Consider the following 14,936-nt stretch of genomic DNA (forward strand, 5'->3'; position numbering starts at 1 on the left):
TAGGTGTTCCTACTATCTCCCATCCACGATTCTCTATGTGATGGGAATACCTCTTTGCATATATTTCCTGCCAATCAACCATAATACGGGTAGCTTTCCAACGGTTGGTGATGAAAATGAAATTCAAGAAGAAAGATAAAATGAAGGAACTGATTGAGACAATGAATGCCTGCAGCTTGATTGAGCTGGAGGGTATACCGATTTCTCCTAAATTGGAAGAGAACATTGAGCTATTGAAAAAAATGTTCGCTGATTGCTCCGATTTTGTCATACGAGATTTCTGCCAAAAAAACAGTGTCCGTGCGATTGCTGTCTTCGTCGATGGGCTCATTGATACCAAAGAGGTCAATTCCGCACTGAAATCGTTAATGGTGCTTGAAGATGGCGATAAAGATATAAAAGTGATAGAAGAGTCACGTTTGCCTGTTTCCCAGATGGGAAGAGTAGACGATTATAAAAAGCTGCTACAGGCTGTGCTTTCAGGTGATACAGGCATTCTTGTAGAGGGAAATACAGAAGCGCTTACACTCGGCATTCGTGGAGCAGAAAAACGCTCGGTTAATGAACCAGAAGGAGAAGCCGTCGTACGGGGGCCGCGTGAGGGTTTTATCGAAAATATTCGCACGAACACGTCGATGCTGCGGCGAAAATTGCGAACACCTCGTTTGAAAATGAAGTCCTTGGTAGTTGGACGTGAGACAAATACCAATCTGGTGGTTGCTTTTCTAGATGGGATAGCTGATCCAGAGATCGTACAGGAGGTCACTGGTCGAATCAGTAAGATCAATTTAGATGCTGTCCTGGAAAGCGGATATATCGAAGAGATGATCGAGGATAACACATACTCGCCTTTCCCTCAGGTTATGTATACGGAGCGCCCAGACACGGTTGCTGCGGCATTGCTGGAGGGGCGTGTCGCGATATTTGTGGATGGGACACCGATGGTTTTAATCGTGCCGGTAACGTTTTGGATGATGATGCAGGCAAGCGAGGATTACTACGAGCGATTTCAAATGGCAACCCTTGTTCGATTGCTGCGTTATGTTTTTCTCATTATCTCGCTCATTACCCCTGCTTTATATGTGGCCATTACGACCTATCACCAGCAGATGCTACCAACCACGCTCCTTTTAAGTATTGCGGCGGCACGCGAGTCTATTCCTTTTCCAGCAATTGTAGAGGCTTTAATCATGGAAATTTCCTTTGAGGCCTTGCGTGAAGCGGGGATTCGTCTCCCGAAAACGGTTGGGCAAGCCGTCAGTATTTTAGGTGCGCTGGTCGTTGGTCAGGCAGCCGTGCAGGCAGGGATTGTTTCTGCCCCCATGGTTATCGTCGTATCGCTCACAGGGATAGCCTCATTTACCGTCCCGCATTTTAATGCAGCGATTTCATTGCGAATGCTGCGCTTTCCGATCATGATAGCCGCTTCAATCCTCGGCATCTATGGGATGCTGGTATTGTTATTGCTAATCCTCGGGCATATGGCCAACCTGCGCTCTTTTGGTGTCCCTTATTTATCGCCGTTAGGACCGATGTCGATCGGCGATCTCAAAGATGTACTGATGAGAGCTCCATGGTCGATGATGGAAGAACGCCCGAGCTTTTTGGGCGTACAAAATGCAAGGCGTATGAATGATGAGTTTGCTAATTCTATTCAGCAAAGAGGAGGGCAATCAGGGGTGACAGGCAACCGTCATCCAAACGAGGAGGGGGAATCGTGAAGACTGTAACCCGCATGTTGGTTGTGGCGGTCTGTATGTTCTTGGTATCTGGCTGTTGGGATCGGCGTGAAGTCAATGATATGGCTATCGTCATTGCAATGGCGATGGATAAGGAAGGTGACGGCAGGTATCGGTTATCTATTCAGGTCCCGCTGGTCAGCAGCCTTGGTGCACAGTCCGGAGGTGGTGGGGGGACGAGTGGTGATAAGAGTTATTACGTAGATTCCGCTGTAGGCAGGACAATTCGGGAAGCGAATGGATTTATCCAATCAAGAATGTCTCGGCAAATTTACTACTCCCATCACAGGATGATCGTTATAGGCGAAGAACTGGCGAAGGACGGAATGTCGGATGTGCTGGATATTGTCACACGTTTTCCCGAAAACCGATTGACAGCTTATATTGTCATGACGAAAGGCAAAGGAATTGAATTATTAACCGCACAGCCGCAATTTGAACGTTTTTCAGGTGAAGCGATGCGTGAGCTGGTAAAGATGGGGGGCATTTCGGTAACGTTGAAGGACGTGGCCCAAATGCTCAGTACTCCAGGGCTTGATGCCATTTTACCCGTTCTGGCAGCAGTGGATTCCCATCCGAAAGGGAAGTCAAAAGAAGTCGAGACGACGGGGGTAGGTCTGTTTCGGAGCGACAAGCTCGTTGCCATCATTAAGCCGAGAGAGCTGCTTGGTTTGCGCTTGTTCCAACGCGATTTTACACCGTTTTCGTTTATTCTTCCCCTTAACAAGAAAGAACGGCTTACGATTAGTCTTTCGAAAGGAAGGGCGAAAATCAAGCCCGAGATCAGGAAAGGCCGCATTCATTACAAAATTGACCTCTATGCTTCTGCCGTAGTGGTGGAAAATATGTCAAACCTCGATCTCGAGAAAGAGAAAAATATCAGAATGCTGCAAGCGAAGCTTGACGAACAAATCAATAGCGGTGTGAAACATATAATGCAAACGATCCAACATTATCGATCAGACTTCATTGGGTTAGGAATTACATTATCAAGGAATTATCCGCAAGAGTGGCAAGAGCGATATCGGAACAGATGGAATGAAGTTCTTCCGAAAATCACTTATGAAATCCGAACAAAAGTGAACATGGCCAATATCGGACAGACAACGAAAAATATTACCCAAGGTGAAGATAATCATGAATAGAATATTTCTGGTCTTTTTTGTCCTCATGCTGATTCTTTCCTTTGGAGAATTCATCCTGAAGCGAAAAGGCATGGATGGAAGACAGCAGGGAGTCATTGTTATTTTCTACACCCTAACCATTGTTTGTCTGATCGCCTTGCAATTCCAGTATTATCAAGTGCTCCCCACGAGTCGTATCATGAACATGTTCTCTCCCTATGTGAAGCGATGGGTGGAACAGTTTATATAAGGAGGCCCAAGTATGATTCACAAGCAAGTTGTCAATCATCGACAAATTGCCTGGCTGGTCGGTAGTGTCTTGATGACAGGAATGATGATCAGTTTATTGCGATCTATTGTGCAGGTAGCAAGGATGGACGCTTGGTTCTCACAAATTTTACCGATTTTCTATGCATTTTTGATCGCTTTCGTTTTGAGTGGACTGGTTGAGGCGTATCCGGGGAAAAACATCTTTGAAATTTTGTTTATTATTGGTGGAAAGTGGATTGGTGGAACGATCAATCTGCTCATTTTGTTTTATATTTGGATCATCTTGGCGCTCGATATCAAAGTGGCTGCTGATTTTTTACATATCTCGTTATTGCCAACCACACCAATGGAGATCATTCTACTCGTCTTCGTGCTGCTGTTAATGTACTATGGCAAAACAAGTCTTGAGGTGGCGGCACGAGTAAATGAGTTTTACTTTCCACTTTTTTTCATCATGTGGATATCGCTATATTTCCTGCTGATGAATGAATACAACGTAGAGCGTTTGGAGCCAATCCTGACGAGTAGCTTGGACCGGATCGTAATCAGTAATTTGTTTCCGTTGGGTGTGTATGGGGATATTTTTTTGTTTGGGGCATTCTTACATGCCATTGTAGAGCCACGACTATTTCATGCTGCGATGAAGCACGGGATCATCATCGTTGGCTTTATGACGACAATTTTGTTGCTCGTCTTGCTTGGCGTGTTGGGCTTCATTATCGTTGGTCGACTGAATTTCCCCATCCATATTCTCGTCCAGCAAATCCACGTTACAGATTTTTTGGACAGGGTCGAGATAATTCTGTTTAGCGTGTGGTTCCCTGCTTTTACAACCAAGGTCACTGTCACTTACTTGGCATTTTTAGTGGGGGTTGGATCGTTTGGGGGACAGCGGCATTATAATACATTCAATGCTCCATGCGGATGGTTTATGGTTGTATCGTCCATACTCGGGTTTCCAAATGTCGTACAAAATGATCAGTTTATTAGTTATAGCTTGCCGATGATCGTGCTCGGCTTCCAATTGCCGTTGGCGCTCTTTTTGCTTATTCATGTGAGAAGAAAGAATAAAGGAAGAGAGCAAAGCCTCATTCCCGAAGGAACGAAGCTTTATCGATTTTACCGGTCGATGGTGTGGGGCACGACAGTCTGTTTGATTGGTTGCGTGATAGTCATTTTGATTGGTGACTTTTTAAAAGATAAATCAGCGATAGGTGGGATTGTGACAGCTCTCGTGTACATTGCCCTCTTACTGACAGCGCTGTTTACGAGCTACGGGGAAATGCAGGCTCTTAATCATGGCAAGCAAAGGCTGGGAAAAGCAAAACAGGCAGGAACGTTTCGACAATAAGGTCGAAAGCCAAGGGATTCTCTCCGTGAAAGCGCGCCAGCCTTCATACATCTAAAAATCTCAATACACGTCCATTAACGTATGCTGGTTGTTCCATCGACAAAACGTGGCCAGCATTTTTTACGATTTCCGCTTCTATACCGGGAACAAAACTCGAAGCACGATGTAACGCCGATTGTGGGTCATAAATGACTTCTTGCTCGCTAAGCAATAAGAGAATCGGAACTTTTACTGATTTTAATTCGTCGTCAGTGAAAACATACGGGAATCCATCAGCTTTAGGTTTTGGATTTCGTAATTCATCCTCCCACATAACTCCAGCATGAAACTGCTTTGCAAAATTTGGGTGTAACACGTAACGATCACCCATCATCCACTTTAAGAAATTCTCAACGCCGTTAGGCAGAGCAAGGCCAAGTGCATATTTGTAGAAATCTGGATGAAATGATACGAATGTTTCCGCAGGACTAAGTAAAACAGCCTTTTCCACTCTCTCGGCTGCACGTAAAACAAAATTCATAACATGAAGCCCACCAAGCGAAAGTCCAACTATATTCGCCTTTTTGATACCAAGATTGTCAAACACATCGAGAAGCCATTCGGCGTAACCCGCTCTCGTACCGTTTAAATCCTCAGGAACACTTTTGTTCTTATCGCCCATGATATCAATGGCATATGTCCGGTATTTGCGGCTCCAATCAGCCATATTTGGATACCACATGGTCGAACTAAACAAGGCTCCGTGTAGCAATACGAGTGGTGGTGCATCCTTTGGTCCACTTGCAATAATATGCGTTTGTCCGAACCGGGTAGATACATAAAATGCTTCGTAGGGAACTGGCCAAAGAGTAAGGCTTTCTTCATAGGTTTGAAAATAGTGAATGCCACTGTCATTTGGTGATGAAATGAACGATTCATGGTTAGACATACAAGGCTTCCTCCCAATCCTGTTTATGTTGATGTGAAAAAACATGAGGGAAATCTGAATCTTAAGTGATACAATACCAGTATTTAATATAATACAGATTAGAAAACTCGTCAATAATACAATAAATATGAGGGATTTATTTATTAATACAGTATTTAAATTAAAGTATAACAGATGGGTATATCGTGGGAACTCCAGATACTACAGCGACTAATCCACCCGGGATGTTCAAGACCTCAGGTCCAAGGGTGCCACTTGTTTTTTGAAAACGTTAATTTCTGAAATCGAATTTGGTATGAAGAACAACAAATACTCCCATAAAGAGGAGTATAAGAGCAATACTACACTTCCCTTTTCAGAGGTGAAAAATGAATCCAATTATACCTATGGAGCCGATTAGCTGTGAGGTAATACCCCAAGGCGACGACTGGATGGCCCAAGTTAAATGGGATGGAGTTCGAATCCTAACTTACTTTGATGGTCAGGGGACTCGTTTATACAATCGGAGAATAAATGAGCGGACTCACCAATACCCAGAGTTAGCTGAAATACAGACATATTGCAATGCTCGCTCGGTGATCTTAGATGGAGAAGTGATTGCACTAGGAGCTGACGGAAAACCGTCATTTCATGAAGTGATGCGGCGGGATGGGATTAGACGATTGGAGAAAGTCAGCCAGGCACAGAAGGCTGTCCCCATTACCTACATGATATTTGATGTCCTATTTACAAATAATGAGTGGATAAACGATCTTACATTGAGAGAACGTCTCAACTTGTTATCAGAAATCATTATTCCAAACGACCATGTACAATTGGTGACCGGTCATAATGATGGAAACGCTATGTATGAGGTCATCAAACAGCATGGTATGGAAGGTATTGTTGTGAAGAATCTAAACAGCAAATACGTCATTGGTGGGAAAGAGAAGCAGTGGCAAAAGAAAAAATACTATCGGGACACCATAGCTGTCGTTGGGGGAGTTACGCTGCGTGATAATGTTGTGAATTCTCTCTTGTTAGGGCTGTATGATCCCCAAGGGCGCTTATTTTATATAGGCCACGCAGGAACAGGTAAATTAACTCGAAATGACTGGGTGACTCTGACGGAAAAGATTGTACCTTTGATACAAAATGATAGGCCCTTTGTAAATACCCCAGCAAGGTTCAAAGGTGCTGTGTGGCTGAGACCAAGTGTCACGGTTAAGGTACAATTTGCTGAATGGACAGAAGGCTATACGTTACGGCAACCGAGTATTCAAGCAGTTGTTGATATACCTGTTGATTACTGTGTCTTGGAGTAGAATCTCATGGTGCAACACAATGGAACATAAAAAATATCCCTCATCTTAAATGGTGGGATGTTTTTCTATGAAACTATCCTTTGATTCCGAAAGTTGAAAATTCACCTGGCGATCATTCGGTGTGAGTGGATGGATTCTTGTTGGAATTTTATGAAACTTTTTTATTGATTAAGTATTGAATTCGAGCTATACTACTCTGTATAAAGTAACTGATCGGTTTAGCGGATTTGGGCTGTATCTGGTTGAGCTGTTTCCTCCTTCCGTGGTACGTCCACCACACCTCATGGGAAGGGAGCTGCTCTCTGATATGGCCCTCTTTGCGTCTCTTGCTCCAGGTGGGAATGTTAGTTGTTCACTTTCTTTAATCCTTTTTTCATTGATATACGATTAGAGACTTGTTTATAATGACTGTGCGAATTCATTTACGAAAGAAGGAATTGACTTGCCGTTTCTTCGGTTTAAAGGCTTTGCGAAGCAAGACATAGAGCCCATTTCTCAGATTCTTATAGAAGAGTTTTCTAAAAATGCTGAAGTCGCTCAGGAAAAGGTGAAATTGGAGCTGCTTCAGGTAGAGCAATTAACAAACAGTCCTTTGTCTGTAGAGATCATGATGTTCCCCCGCGAACAAAAGCAACATGATGCGATTGCAAGCGCCGTACACGGTATTTTGAAGAAGCAAGGCTTTTTGCATGTCCATATTTTCTTCATCCTGCTATCGCCTACTCTCTATTATAAGGAAGGACTTCCGTTGCAGGTCGGGATAGCGAAATAAGCAAGAAAAAAGGTCGAGATCCTCCAGAAAGGATTTCGACCTTTTTCTATTAATAATAGAGGCTTTCGGATTGTAGGCACTTGGAGCATGTTCGCGTAAGTGGAGTTTCGATATAGACGTGGCTGCAGTCTTGTTGAATGAGCCGCAATTGTTGTTTAAATTGCTCTAGCTCAGCCTCTAGTCGAATGATCTTTTCGCGTAAACGACTGGCTTCCTCCATAGGCATCCCCCTTGATTACGACTGGTACAAACGGCTTCCTTGTTCGCGGAACTCACGCGATTTTTCCTGCATCCCTGCAAGGATAGCGGGATCTTGGGCAGATCCTTGTTCATTAGCAATGTGACGAATGTCGTGCGATATTTTCATGCTACAAAATTTAGGCCCGCACATGGAACAAAAATGGGCGGATTTGGCGGCTTCTGCTGGCAACGTTTCATCGTGATATTCGCGGGCGCGCTCTGGGTCCAGGGACAAATTGAATTGATCGTTCCAGCGAAAATCAAAACGAGCTTTGGATAAGGCGTCATCTCGCTGTTTTGCCCGCGGATGTCCTTTTGCGAGATCAGCGGCATGCGCTGCGATTTTGTATGCGATTAAACCGTTGCGAACATCCTCTTTATTAGGAAGGCCGAGATGCTCCTTGGGCGTTACGTAGCAGAGCATCGCTGTTCCAAACCATCCAATCATGGCAGCGCCAATCGCTGAAGTAATGTGGTCATAGCCGGGTGCAATGTCTGTCGTGAGCGGTCCGAGTGTGTAAAAAGGGGCTTCATGGCAAATAGATAACTGTTTATCCATATTTTCGCGAATAAGATGCATAGGGACGTGACCGGGGCCTTCAATCATGACCTGTACGTCGTGTTCCCACGCAATTTTTGTGAGTTCTCCCAATGTTTCAAGCTCCGCGAACTGTGCCTCGTCATTCGCATCCGCGATAGAGCCAGGACGCAGTCCATCCCCGAGGGATACACAAATGTCATAGGCCTTCAGAATTTCACAAATTTCAGCGAAATGCGTATACAAAAAGTTTTCCTCATGATGGGCCAGGCACCATGCGGCCAAAATGGACCCGCCGCGAGAGACGATACCGGTAACACGCTTAGCCGTCATGGGGATGTAGCGCAAAAGAACGCCAGCATGAATCGTGAAGTAATCGACACCTTGTTCCGCCTGCTCAATCAAGGTGTCTCGATAAACCTCCCATGTCAAATCCTCGGCTTTCCCATTTACTTTTTCAAGTGCTTGATAAATCGGGACAGTTCCGATTGGAACGGGGCTGTTGCGGATAATCCACTCCCGCGTGGTATGTATATGTTTTCCCGTCGAGAGGTCCATAATGGTGTCGGCACCCCAACGAACAGACCAAATCATTTTTTCGACCTCTTCTTCCATCGAAGAGCTGACGGCTGACGTTCCGATGTTGGCGTTGATTTTGACATGAAAGTTGCGGCCAATGATCATCGGCTCGCTTTCCGGATGATTGACGTTAGAAGGAAGGATCGCACGTCCAGCGGCGATTTCTGCCCGTACAAATTCAGGGGAGACACCCTCGCGAATGGCAACGTATTCCATTTCCGGTGTGATGATATTTTTTCGGGCATAATGAAGCTGGGTAACATTTTTCCCTGACTTTGCCCGTTTTGGTTTGTAGTCCTCTCGAGGGAAAGTGGGGAGGGTGGCAGCCTTTTCTTCGTTTCGGATTCCGTCGTCGACTAGTTGTGGTTTGCGACCGACATACGTTTCTGCATCATTTCGCTCATCGATCCACTGATGGCGAATGGAGGGCAGTCCGGCTTGAATGTCAGGAACGTAACCCGTTGCGGTATACTCGCCACTCGTATCGTACACGCGAAGAGGAGGATTGGGTGTGGGGCCAGACAATCCTTCGGTAGGATGAAGGGAAATCTCGCGCATCGGGACACGGATGTCCGCACGACTACCTGTTTCGTATACTTTGCGACTGCCTGGAAAAGATGACACCAATGACATAAAAAAACCTCCTTGTTTTGGTTGCACGAAAGTGAGAACCGTTTAGGGAGGCGAAAGAAACTTCCGCGAAAAAGCGCCGCATAAACAATATGCGACGCCAACGCGAGAGTAGAGAAGAAACGGGTATCCTAAAAATACGCGCATCTTTTCGTGTCGTATATGACATTCCTCCGCTGGCATTACCCAGTTCAGGTTCAACGGTCGATGGCACAGTACCATCCTCTCAGCCTGGTGAATCCCAAGCTCCCGTGCTTTTTTATTTTGGATTGCAAGAATAGGATAACGGGAAGTCCATTTAAATTCAAGGGAAATTTTCCAGCAGGGAAATTGCAGGTGTGCAACACATTTTCCTCCCCCCTATTCTCGTGAATCGGACTAAAACTGTTTCTGTAGACCCACATGATTCCGATCTGTTACGATGAAGTTCGAAAAAAAGCAACTGCTTCCAGCGCTTTGATATTCATCGTTGTCGAAGCAGGATGGAGAAGTATTTTGAGGTGATGAGGTATGGATGTTTATTCGGATCTAAAACAAGGAGAACGTGGAGCGTGGGTGAGTATTTTCGCCTACATTTTCTGCTCTGTATTAAAAATAGGAGTTGCGTATGTCACTGCGTCAGAAGCTTTAATGGCCGACGGTCTTAACAACTCAACAGATGTTGTCGCATCGATTGCTGTTTTGATCGGGCTGCGTATCGCAAGGAAACCACCTGATAAAGATCACCCGTATGGCCATTTCCGGGCCGAGACGATTTCAGCACTTGTCGCATCATTTATTATGCTATTTGTTGGAGTTCAGGTCATTACGAATGCTGTACCATCCTTGTTTGATCCTAAACATTCGGCTCCTGACCTGTTGGCAGGGTGGACAGCACTTGCGACTGCGGTCATTATGCTTTTCGTCTATCGCTACAATAAAAAGCTCGCTATCAAAACAAACAGCCAAGCACTAGATGCAGCGGCCGCTGACAACCGTTCAGACGCATTCGTCAGTATCGGGACGTTTATCGGGGTGGCTGGCGCACAGTTTCAATTGCATTGGCTCGATCCGTTAGCTGCTTTTGTTGTTGGTCTCATCATTTTGAAGACTGCGTGGGACATTTTCAGGGAAGCAACCCACCGTTTAACAGATGGGTTTGACGAGAGCGAGCTTGCGGACCTGCGGGCTACGATTTCCTCGATTTCAGGGGTAAGGGATATCAGTGACATCAAAGCTCGCTACCATGGGAGCAGCGTACTGGTTGATGTTGTGATCCATGTAGATCCCGGTCTGAATGTGGTGGAGAGTCACACCATCACCGAAAAAATTGAAGAACAGATGCGCAAGATTCACCGCATTAACGCCGTTCATATCCATATTGAACCGTGTAGAAAAATGGCGCCTAGCTAGATTTCGTCATGGGAATACAAAAAAACCTGTCCAGTGTGGGCAGGTTTTTTTGTGTGTGCAGCTAACCAGAAGTAGCCTTCTTTTTGCGGAGTGCTTTGGTTGTAGAAGTAGTCGTAGTCTTTTTCGGACTGGCTGGTGCCGCCTTTTTCGATGCCTGCTCTTTTTCGGACGAGGAGGCAGCGGTGGTGCGTTTTCGCGCAGGCTTTGACGGAGTTGGTTCGGGCTCGATTTTGATGGGCATAGCGGCTTGACCAGCTGTAGATTCCAAGCTTTCTTTTAGGGCCTGCATGAGATCGATAACATTGGTTCTTGCCACGGTAGGTGCAGTGGCGATCTCCTGACCCTCCAATTTTTTCTCAATCAGTTTTTGCAGATCGGATCGATATTCATCCGTATATTTTGCCGGATCAAAAGGGATCGTCATATTGCTAATGAGCTCAGTTGCCATCTTTAGTTCGTTTTCGGCCAACTGTACAGTGGCTTCAGGCAAGGCAGGTACTTGACTGACGGGACGTACCTCATCTGGATAGAAGATCGTCTCCAGCATGATGCAATGTTCATACAGTCGGATAACGGCCAGGCTTTGCCGATTACGCATCGTCACCTGTGCAACGCCGATTTTTCCTGTCTGTTCCATAGCGGACCGCAGCAAGGCGTATGCTTTTTCGCCAGTGTCCTGTGGAGATAGGAAATAGCTCTTATGAAAATAAACGGGATCGACCTCCGACAAGTCTACGAAGTCGATAATTTCAATGGCTCTGCGTGTTTCTGGCGTAATGGCTTCCAGATCGTCATCGTCGATCATGACAAAATGTCCTTTTTCGTATTCGAAGCCACGGACGATTTCGCTCGTATCGACCTCGCGTTGACAGTGCGGGCACATTTTCGTGTACTTGATCGGGGTATTGCACTCTTTATGCAGTTGACGAAAGCGAATATCGCGCTCTTCCGTTGCAGTAAACATACGAACAGGTATATTGACGAGGCCGAAGCTGATTGAGCCCTTCCACACCGTATGCATGCGGATACCTCCTTCACAGTTATTTTTGTATAGTATCTGTATCCGCTTAAAAGAAGTGCCGAGGGAATTGAAGGTGGAAAAGTAAAAAGCCAGCCGATCGATGCGGCTGGCTATTGTATGCAGCTACTGTCCATGTTTGACGATGTCCGATTGATCTGCACGCGATTGCATGTCACGCGCCAGCTCGACGTCTTTGCCTGTGCGGTCTGCAATGGACTGGGCTTTGGACGCCTTCAGCTTTTGTGCGGACGGTCGCTTTTCTGCCATGAATGACTCACTCCTTTCAGGCAAACTACATGAAGAAGGTGTTGCAGGTATATGTAGTATGTGCTGGACACAAAAAAATACCCCATCGCCAAATGACGAGGGGCGACCGTTCAACTCCTCCCGGTGAAGGGAGCGATGGCACGAAATGCTCCTATCAGACACGTCGTGCGCCTAAGTGAACAGCCTTTCAATTATGGGAGAGGAGAAACCGGAGGAAGAGCTTATGGGGAAACGTAAGTCTTCTCCGCGGTTGTCAGCGACACCGTTGCGTCGCTATTCAACATCTTTTCCAATTGAATGGGGTTATATACCTTTCTTGCGATAAATTTTTCCAGTTGCTAATTTTACGGGTGTATGCAGTTGTGATAGTATGATATCATTCTCAGTCTTAGAAAATCGCGTCTTAAAACATACATATTAGGAAAGCAGACAGGTGAAATGAGTATGCGAGTCATCGCTGGAGAACACAGAGGAAGACGGTTGGCAGCTGTTCCGGGAAAAGGAACGAGACCGACAACCGATAAAGTCAAAGAATCGATTTTTAATATGATTGGCCCGTATTTCGATGGCGGATGGGCATTGGACCTATACGCAGGAACAGGTGGTCTCGGGATCGAGGCATTGAGTAGGGGTGCGGATCGAGCTGTTTTCGTGGAGCGAGATCAAAAAGCATTTGCCGTGGTAAAGGAAAACGTCAGCACTTGCAGGCTAGACGATTATGCCGAGCTATATCGAATGGATGCGGAGCGAGCTATTCGCACACTGAGTACCCGCAATCAAAAATTTGACCTCGTCTTTTTGGACCCGCCATACGCCCAGCAAAAGATCGTAGAAGAAATTGAGATGTTGCAGGAGCTGGGAATGTTGGCAGACGGAGCGTGGATCGTGGCTGAGCATGATATCGCAGACTCCTTTCCGGATGCGATTGGTCATTGTGTGAAGGATCGAGCGGCAAAGTATGGGGATACGGCCGTTACCGTGTATTATTACGATTTGGAGCCACACGCCTAATTTTTAAATCAAGGTGCGAAAAGAGCACTAAGGGAGGATAACCCGCTATGGCAATTGCCGTATGTTCAGGAAGCTTTGACCCTGTTACTTATGGGCATCTCGACATTATTGCGCGGGGTGCCAACGTTTTTGATAAGGTCATTGTCGCCGTCTTGATCAATTCAAAGAAAAACTCATTGTTCAGCGTAGAAGAGCGTGTCGAATTGCTTCGTCAGGCAACGTCTGACATGAAAAATGTAGAAGTGGACTCTTTTGACGGCTTGTTAATTGACTATATGAACAAAAAGGGCGCACAGGTGATCATTCGTGGCCTTCGTGCTGTTTCTGATTTTGAATATGAGATGCAAGTCGCCTCGATTAATAAAAAGCTCGACGAAAATATTGAAACGTTTTTCATGATGACGAACAATCAATATTCATACTTGAGCTCAAGTATTGTAAAGGAAGTTGCGAAGTACAAGGCGAGTGTTGCCGATTTAGTGCCGCCCATCGTAGAAGAGGCACTGAAGCGAAAAATGGCGGAGTAGATTATCGCGTCTTGCTGCGGTTCATGTGCGAAAGGGTCAGGCTGGTACACAAGAGAATCGCACCGACGCCGATGGCGAGTCCCCCTGATAATAGGAAGGTCTCCCACCAACTCGTCGCAGGAATCTCAGATTTCGCATGCACAAATACAGGGACGGCTTTCTCGACGAACCAGGAACTGACTGTGGCAAGTGGCCCCCAAAGGACAAAGGTCAAAATCGCAGCTAGCAAAGCATGCAGGGATCTGGCAATCAAGTAAGGGGCGACACGAATATCTGTTTCACTCAAGATACTTGCGACCTGTGCGTGAACACTCAGACCGCCCCAGGACAATATCGCACTGGCAATGGCTGCTTTCCAGACCAAGGAAACATCATTAGGCACAATGCTCGCTGCCTGTGCGCCAAGGGTTACTTCGAACAATCCAGCCACGATTGCTTGGGAGAAGGCTGGTGGAAAACCAAAGGGACCAAGAAAAATCGAGAGAAGTGTACTGATGATTTGCGTCAGATGAATGGTGGAGAAAAGTTGGATTAATACCGAAAAAACAATGATGAAGCCACCGATCATAAGCAGTGTATTCAGAGCGGATTGCACGGCTTCTCCCATTAATTTTCCGAACGGACGACGATCGCGGATACGTGCCCGATGCATCGCTTGCAAGGCCCGTAAAGGAAGAGGTAGTGAATTTTTCTCCAATGGGGCTGAAGTAATCGCAAAAGGCGCATGAAAACGATAGATTACGCCCATGAGTACAGCTGACAAATAATGAGTCAGGGCTAAAATGACGCCCATTTGCTCGCTGTGGAAAAAGCCGATTGCCACTGCCCCCATGACGAATAAGGGGTCTCCTGTTGTTGTAAAAGAGACGAGACGTTCACCCTCAGCCTTCGTTACATTGCCTTGCAGACGCAGGCGTGTAGTCAGCTTTGCGGCTACCGGATAGCCGGACGAGAAGCCCATAGCCAATACGAACCCTCCAGTACCCGGAACGTTAAACAGTGGGCGCATCAGTGGTTCCAGTAACACGCCGACGAAATGGACGACACCAAGACCCATCAACACCTCAGACAGCACAATAAAGGGAAGGGTAGAGGGAAAAACTACCTCCCACCATATCTTTAGACCGCGTACGGCAGCTTCAAAAGATATCTGCGAGTAAGCAATCAACGCAATAACAATGAAAACGGTCGAGATGGCGAGCAACAAGGTAAGTACGGGTGAGTGGCGTGACATGGATTCCTC

General features: G+C 46.1%; 15 protein-coding genes and 1 riboswitch. Of the genes, 9 read left to right on the forward strand and 6 right to left on the reverse strand.

Annotation, left to right across the window (positions count from 1 at the left end; all coding sequences use genetic code 11):
- Positions 1 to 140 precede the first annotated feature (140 nt).
- From HP401_RS08775 to HP401_RS08790, 4 genes are read left to right on the forward strand one after another with little or no spacing between them, the layout of a single operon-like run.
- Entirely contained in the window at positions 141 to 1,721 is a 1,581-nt protein-coding gene (locus HP401_RS08775) for a spore germination protein (RefSeq protein ID WP_375140431.1), read from the forward strand.
- Positions 1,718 to 2,884 carry a Ger(x)C family spore germination protein gene (locus HP401_RS08780; protein WP_173604764.1) on the forward strand — a complete coding sequence of 389 codons (1,167 nt, stop codon included), beginning with the start codon at positions 1,718 to 1,720 and terminating at the stop codon, positions 2,882 to 2,884. The genes HP401_RS08775 and HP401_RS08780 overlap by 4 nt, the downstream gene beginning before the upstream one ends.
- Positions 2,877 to 3,113 carry a hypothetical protein gene (locus HP401_RS08785; protein ID WP_064200662.1) on the forward strand — a complete coding sequence of 79 codons (237 nt, stop codon included), beginning with the start codon at positions 2,877 to 2,879 and terminating at the stop codon, positions 3,111 to 3,113. The genes HP401_RS08780 and HP401_RS08785 overlap by 8 nt, the downstream gene beginning before the upstream one ends.
- Before the next feature lie 12 nt (positions 3,114 to 3,125).
- Positions 3,126 to 4,484 (forward strand): GerAB/ArcD/ProY family transporter, encoded by a 1,359-nt coding sequence (locus HP401_RS08790; protein WP_173604765.1) that lies wholly within the window; start codon positions 3,126 to 3,128, stop codon positions 4,482 to 4,484.
- Between the two features lie 43 nt (positions 4,485 to 4,527).
- On the opposite strand, the gene HP401_RS08795 is transcribed toward HP401_RS08790, so the two are convergent.
- A complete protein-coding gene (locus HP401_RS08795) occupies positions 4,528 to 5,412 on the reverse strand; it encodes a carboxylesterase (RefSeq protein WP_173604766.1) in 885 nt (294 codons plus the stop codon).
- Positions 5,413 to 5,780: 368 nt separating this feature from the next.
- Between HP401_RS08795 and HP401_RS08800 the strand changes: the two genes are divergently transcribed.
- Both HP401_RS08800 and HP401_RS08805 read left to right on the forward strand, forming a co-directional pair.
- Positions 5,781 to 6,716 carry an ATP-dependent DNA ligase gene (locus HP401_RS08800; protein WP_173604767.1) on the forward strand — a complete coding sequence of 312 codons (936 nt, stop codon included), beginning with the start codon at positions 5,781 to 5,783 and terminating at the stop codon, positions 6,714 to 6,716.
- 442 nt (positions 6,717 to 7,158) lie between these two features.
- Positions 7,159 to 7,488: a DUF1904 family protein gene (locus HP401_RS08805; protein ID WP_064200666.1), complete on the forward strand. Its 330-nt coding sequence runs from the start codon at positions 7,159 to 7,161 to the stop codon at positions 7,486 to 7,488.
- Between the two features lie 49 nt (positions 7,489 to 7,537).
- On the opposite strand, the gene HP401_RS08810 is transcribed toward HP401_RS08805, so the two are convergent.
- Together HP401_RS08810 and thiC are read right to left on the reverse strand one after the other, a co-directional pair.
- On the reverse strand, positions 7,538 to 7,708 hold the full coding sequence (locus HP401_RS08810) for a hypothetical protein (protein ID WP_173362204.1): 171 nt from the start codon (positions 7,706 to 7,708) through the stop codon (positions 7,538 to 7,540).
- A gap of 15 nt (positions 7,709 to 7,723) precedes the next feature.
- Positions 7,724 to 9,478: a phosphomethylpyrimidine synthase ThiC gene (thiC, locus tag HP401_RS08815; protein WP_173604768.1), complete on the reverse strand. Its 1,755-nt coding sequence runs from the start codon at positions 9,476 to 9,478 to the stop codon at positions 7,724 to 7,726.
- 147 nt (positions 9,479 to 9,625) lie between these two features.
- Positions 9,626 to 9,738: riboswitch (TPP riboswitch) on the reverse strand.
- A gap of 247 nt (positions 9,739 to 9,985) precedes the next feature.
- On the opposite strand from thiC, the gene HP401_RS08820 reads away from it, so the two are divergent.
- Entirely contained in the window at positions 9,986 to 10,867 is an 882-nt protein-coding gene (locus tag HP401_RS08820; RefSeq protein WP_087346970.1) for a cation diffusion facilitator family transporter, read from the forward strand.
- A gap of 61 nt (positions 10,868 to 10,928) precedes the next feature.
- Here the strand turns inward: HP401_RS08820 and ku are convergent, their stop codons facing one another.
- Both ku and HP401_RS08830 read right to left on the reverse strand, forming a co-directional pair.
- Positions 10,929 to 11,888 carry a non-homologous end joining protein Ku gene (gene ku / locus HP401_RS08825; RefSeq protein ID WP_173604769.1) on the reverse strand — a complete coding sequence of 320 codons (960 nt, stop codon included), beginning with the start codon at positions 11,886 to 11,888 and terminating at the stop codon, positions 10,929 to 10,931.
- Positions 11,889 to 12,011: 123 nt separating this feature from the next.
- Complete coding sequence (locus HP401_RS08830) at positions 12,012 to 12,155, reverse strand: hypothetical protein (protein WP_016743266.1); 144 nt, start codon at positions 12,153 to 12,155, stop codon at positions 12,012 to 12,014.
- A gap of 444 nt (positions 12,156 to 12,599) precedes the next feature.
- Between HP401_RS08830 and rsmD the strand changes: the two genes are divergently transcribed.
- Both rsmD and coaD read left to right on the forward strand, forming a co-directional pair.
- The gene (gene rsmD / locus HP401_RS08835; protein ID WP_015891910.1) at positions 12,600 to 13,166 is read left to right on the forward strand and encodes a 16S rRNA (guanine(966)-N(2))-methyltransferase RsmD; all 567 of its coding nucleotides are present in this window, start codon (positions 12,600 to 12,602) and stop codon (positions 13,164 to 13,166) included.
- A 47-nt stretch (positions 13,167 to 13,213) separates the two neighbouring features.
- Positions 13,214 to 13,693, forward strand: coding sequence for a pantetheine-phosphate adenylyltransferase (gene coaD / locus HP401_RS08840; protein WP_064200670.1), 480 nt, complete (start codon positions 13,214 to 13,216; stop codon positions 13,691 to 13,693).
- Between the two features lies 1 nt (position 13,694).
- Here the strand turns inward: coaD and ylbJ are convergent, their stop codons facing one another.
- Positions 13,695 to 14,927 (reverse strand): sporulation integral membrane protein YlbJ, encoded by a 1,233-nt coding sequence (ylbJ, locus tag HP401_RS08845; protein ID WP_173604770.1) that lies wholly within the window; start codon positions 14,925 to 14,927, stop codon positions 13,695 to 13,697.
- Between the last annotated feature and the right edge of the window lie 9 nt (positions 14,928 to 14,936).

The sequence above is a fragment of the Brevibacillus sp. HB2.2 genome (assembly GCF_013284275.1).
GTDB lineage: Bacteria > Bacillota > Bacilli > Brevibacillales > Brevibacillaceae > Brevibacillus > Brevibacillus brevis_D.

Coding starts and splice junctions, on each gene's coding strand:
- HP401_RS08775 (WP_375140431.1), top strand. CDS start 141: ATGAAGGAACTGATTGAGACAATGAATGCCTGCAGCTTGATTGAGCTG.
- HP401_RS08785 (WP_064200662.1), top strand. CDS start 2,877: ATGAATAGAATATTTCTGGTCTTTTTTGTCCTCATGCTGATTCTTTCC.
- HP401_RS08790 (WP_173604765.1), top strand. CDS start 3,126: ATGATTCACAAGCAAGTTGTCAATCATCGACAAATTGCCTGGCTGGTC.
- HP401_RS08795 (WP_173604766.1), bottom strand. CDS start 5,412: ATGTCTAACCATGAATCGTTCATTTCATCACCAAATGACAGTGGCATT.
- HP401_RS08800 (WP_173604767.1), top strand. CDS start 5,781: ATGAATCCAATTATACCTATGGAGCCGATTAGCTGTGAGGTAATACCC.
- HP401_RS08810 (WP_173362204.1), bottom strand. CDS start 7,708: ATGGAGGAAGCCAGTCGTTTACGCGAAAAGATCATTCGACTAGAGGCT.
- thiC (WP_173604768.1), bottom strand. CDS start 9,478: ATGTCATTGGTGTCATCTTTTCCAGGCAGTCGCAAAGTATACGAAACA.
- HP401_RS08820 (WP_087346970.1), top strand. CDS start 9,986: ATGGATGTTTATTCGGATCTAAAACAAGGAGAACGTGGAGCGTGGGTG.
- ku (WP_173604769.1), bottom strand. CDS start 11,888: ATGCATACGGTGTGGAAGGGCTCAATCAGCTTCGGCCTCGTCAATATA.
- HP401_RS08830 (WP_016743266.1), bottom strand. CDS start 12,155: ATGGCAGAAAAGCGACCGTCCGCACAAAAGCTGAAGGCGTCCAAAGCC.
- rsmD (WP_015891910.1), top strand. CDS start 12,600: ATGCGAGTCATCGCTGGAGAACACAGAGGAAGACGGTTGGCAGCTGTT.
- coaD (WP_064200670.1), top strand. CDS start 13,214: ATGGCAATTGCCGTATGTTCAGGAAGCTTTGACCCTGTTACTTATGGG.
- ylbJ (WP_173604770.1), bottom strand. CDS start 14,927: ATGTCACGCCACTCACCCGTACTTACCTTGTTGCTCGCCATCTCGACC.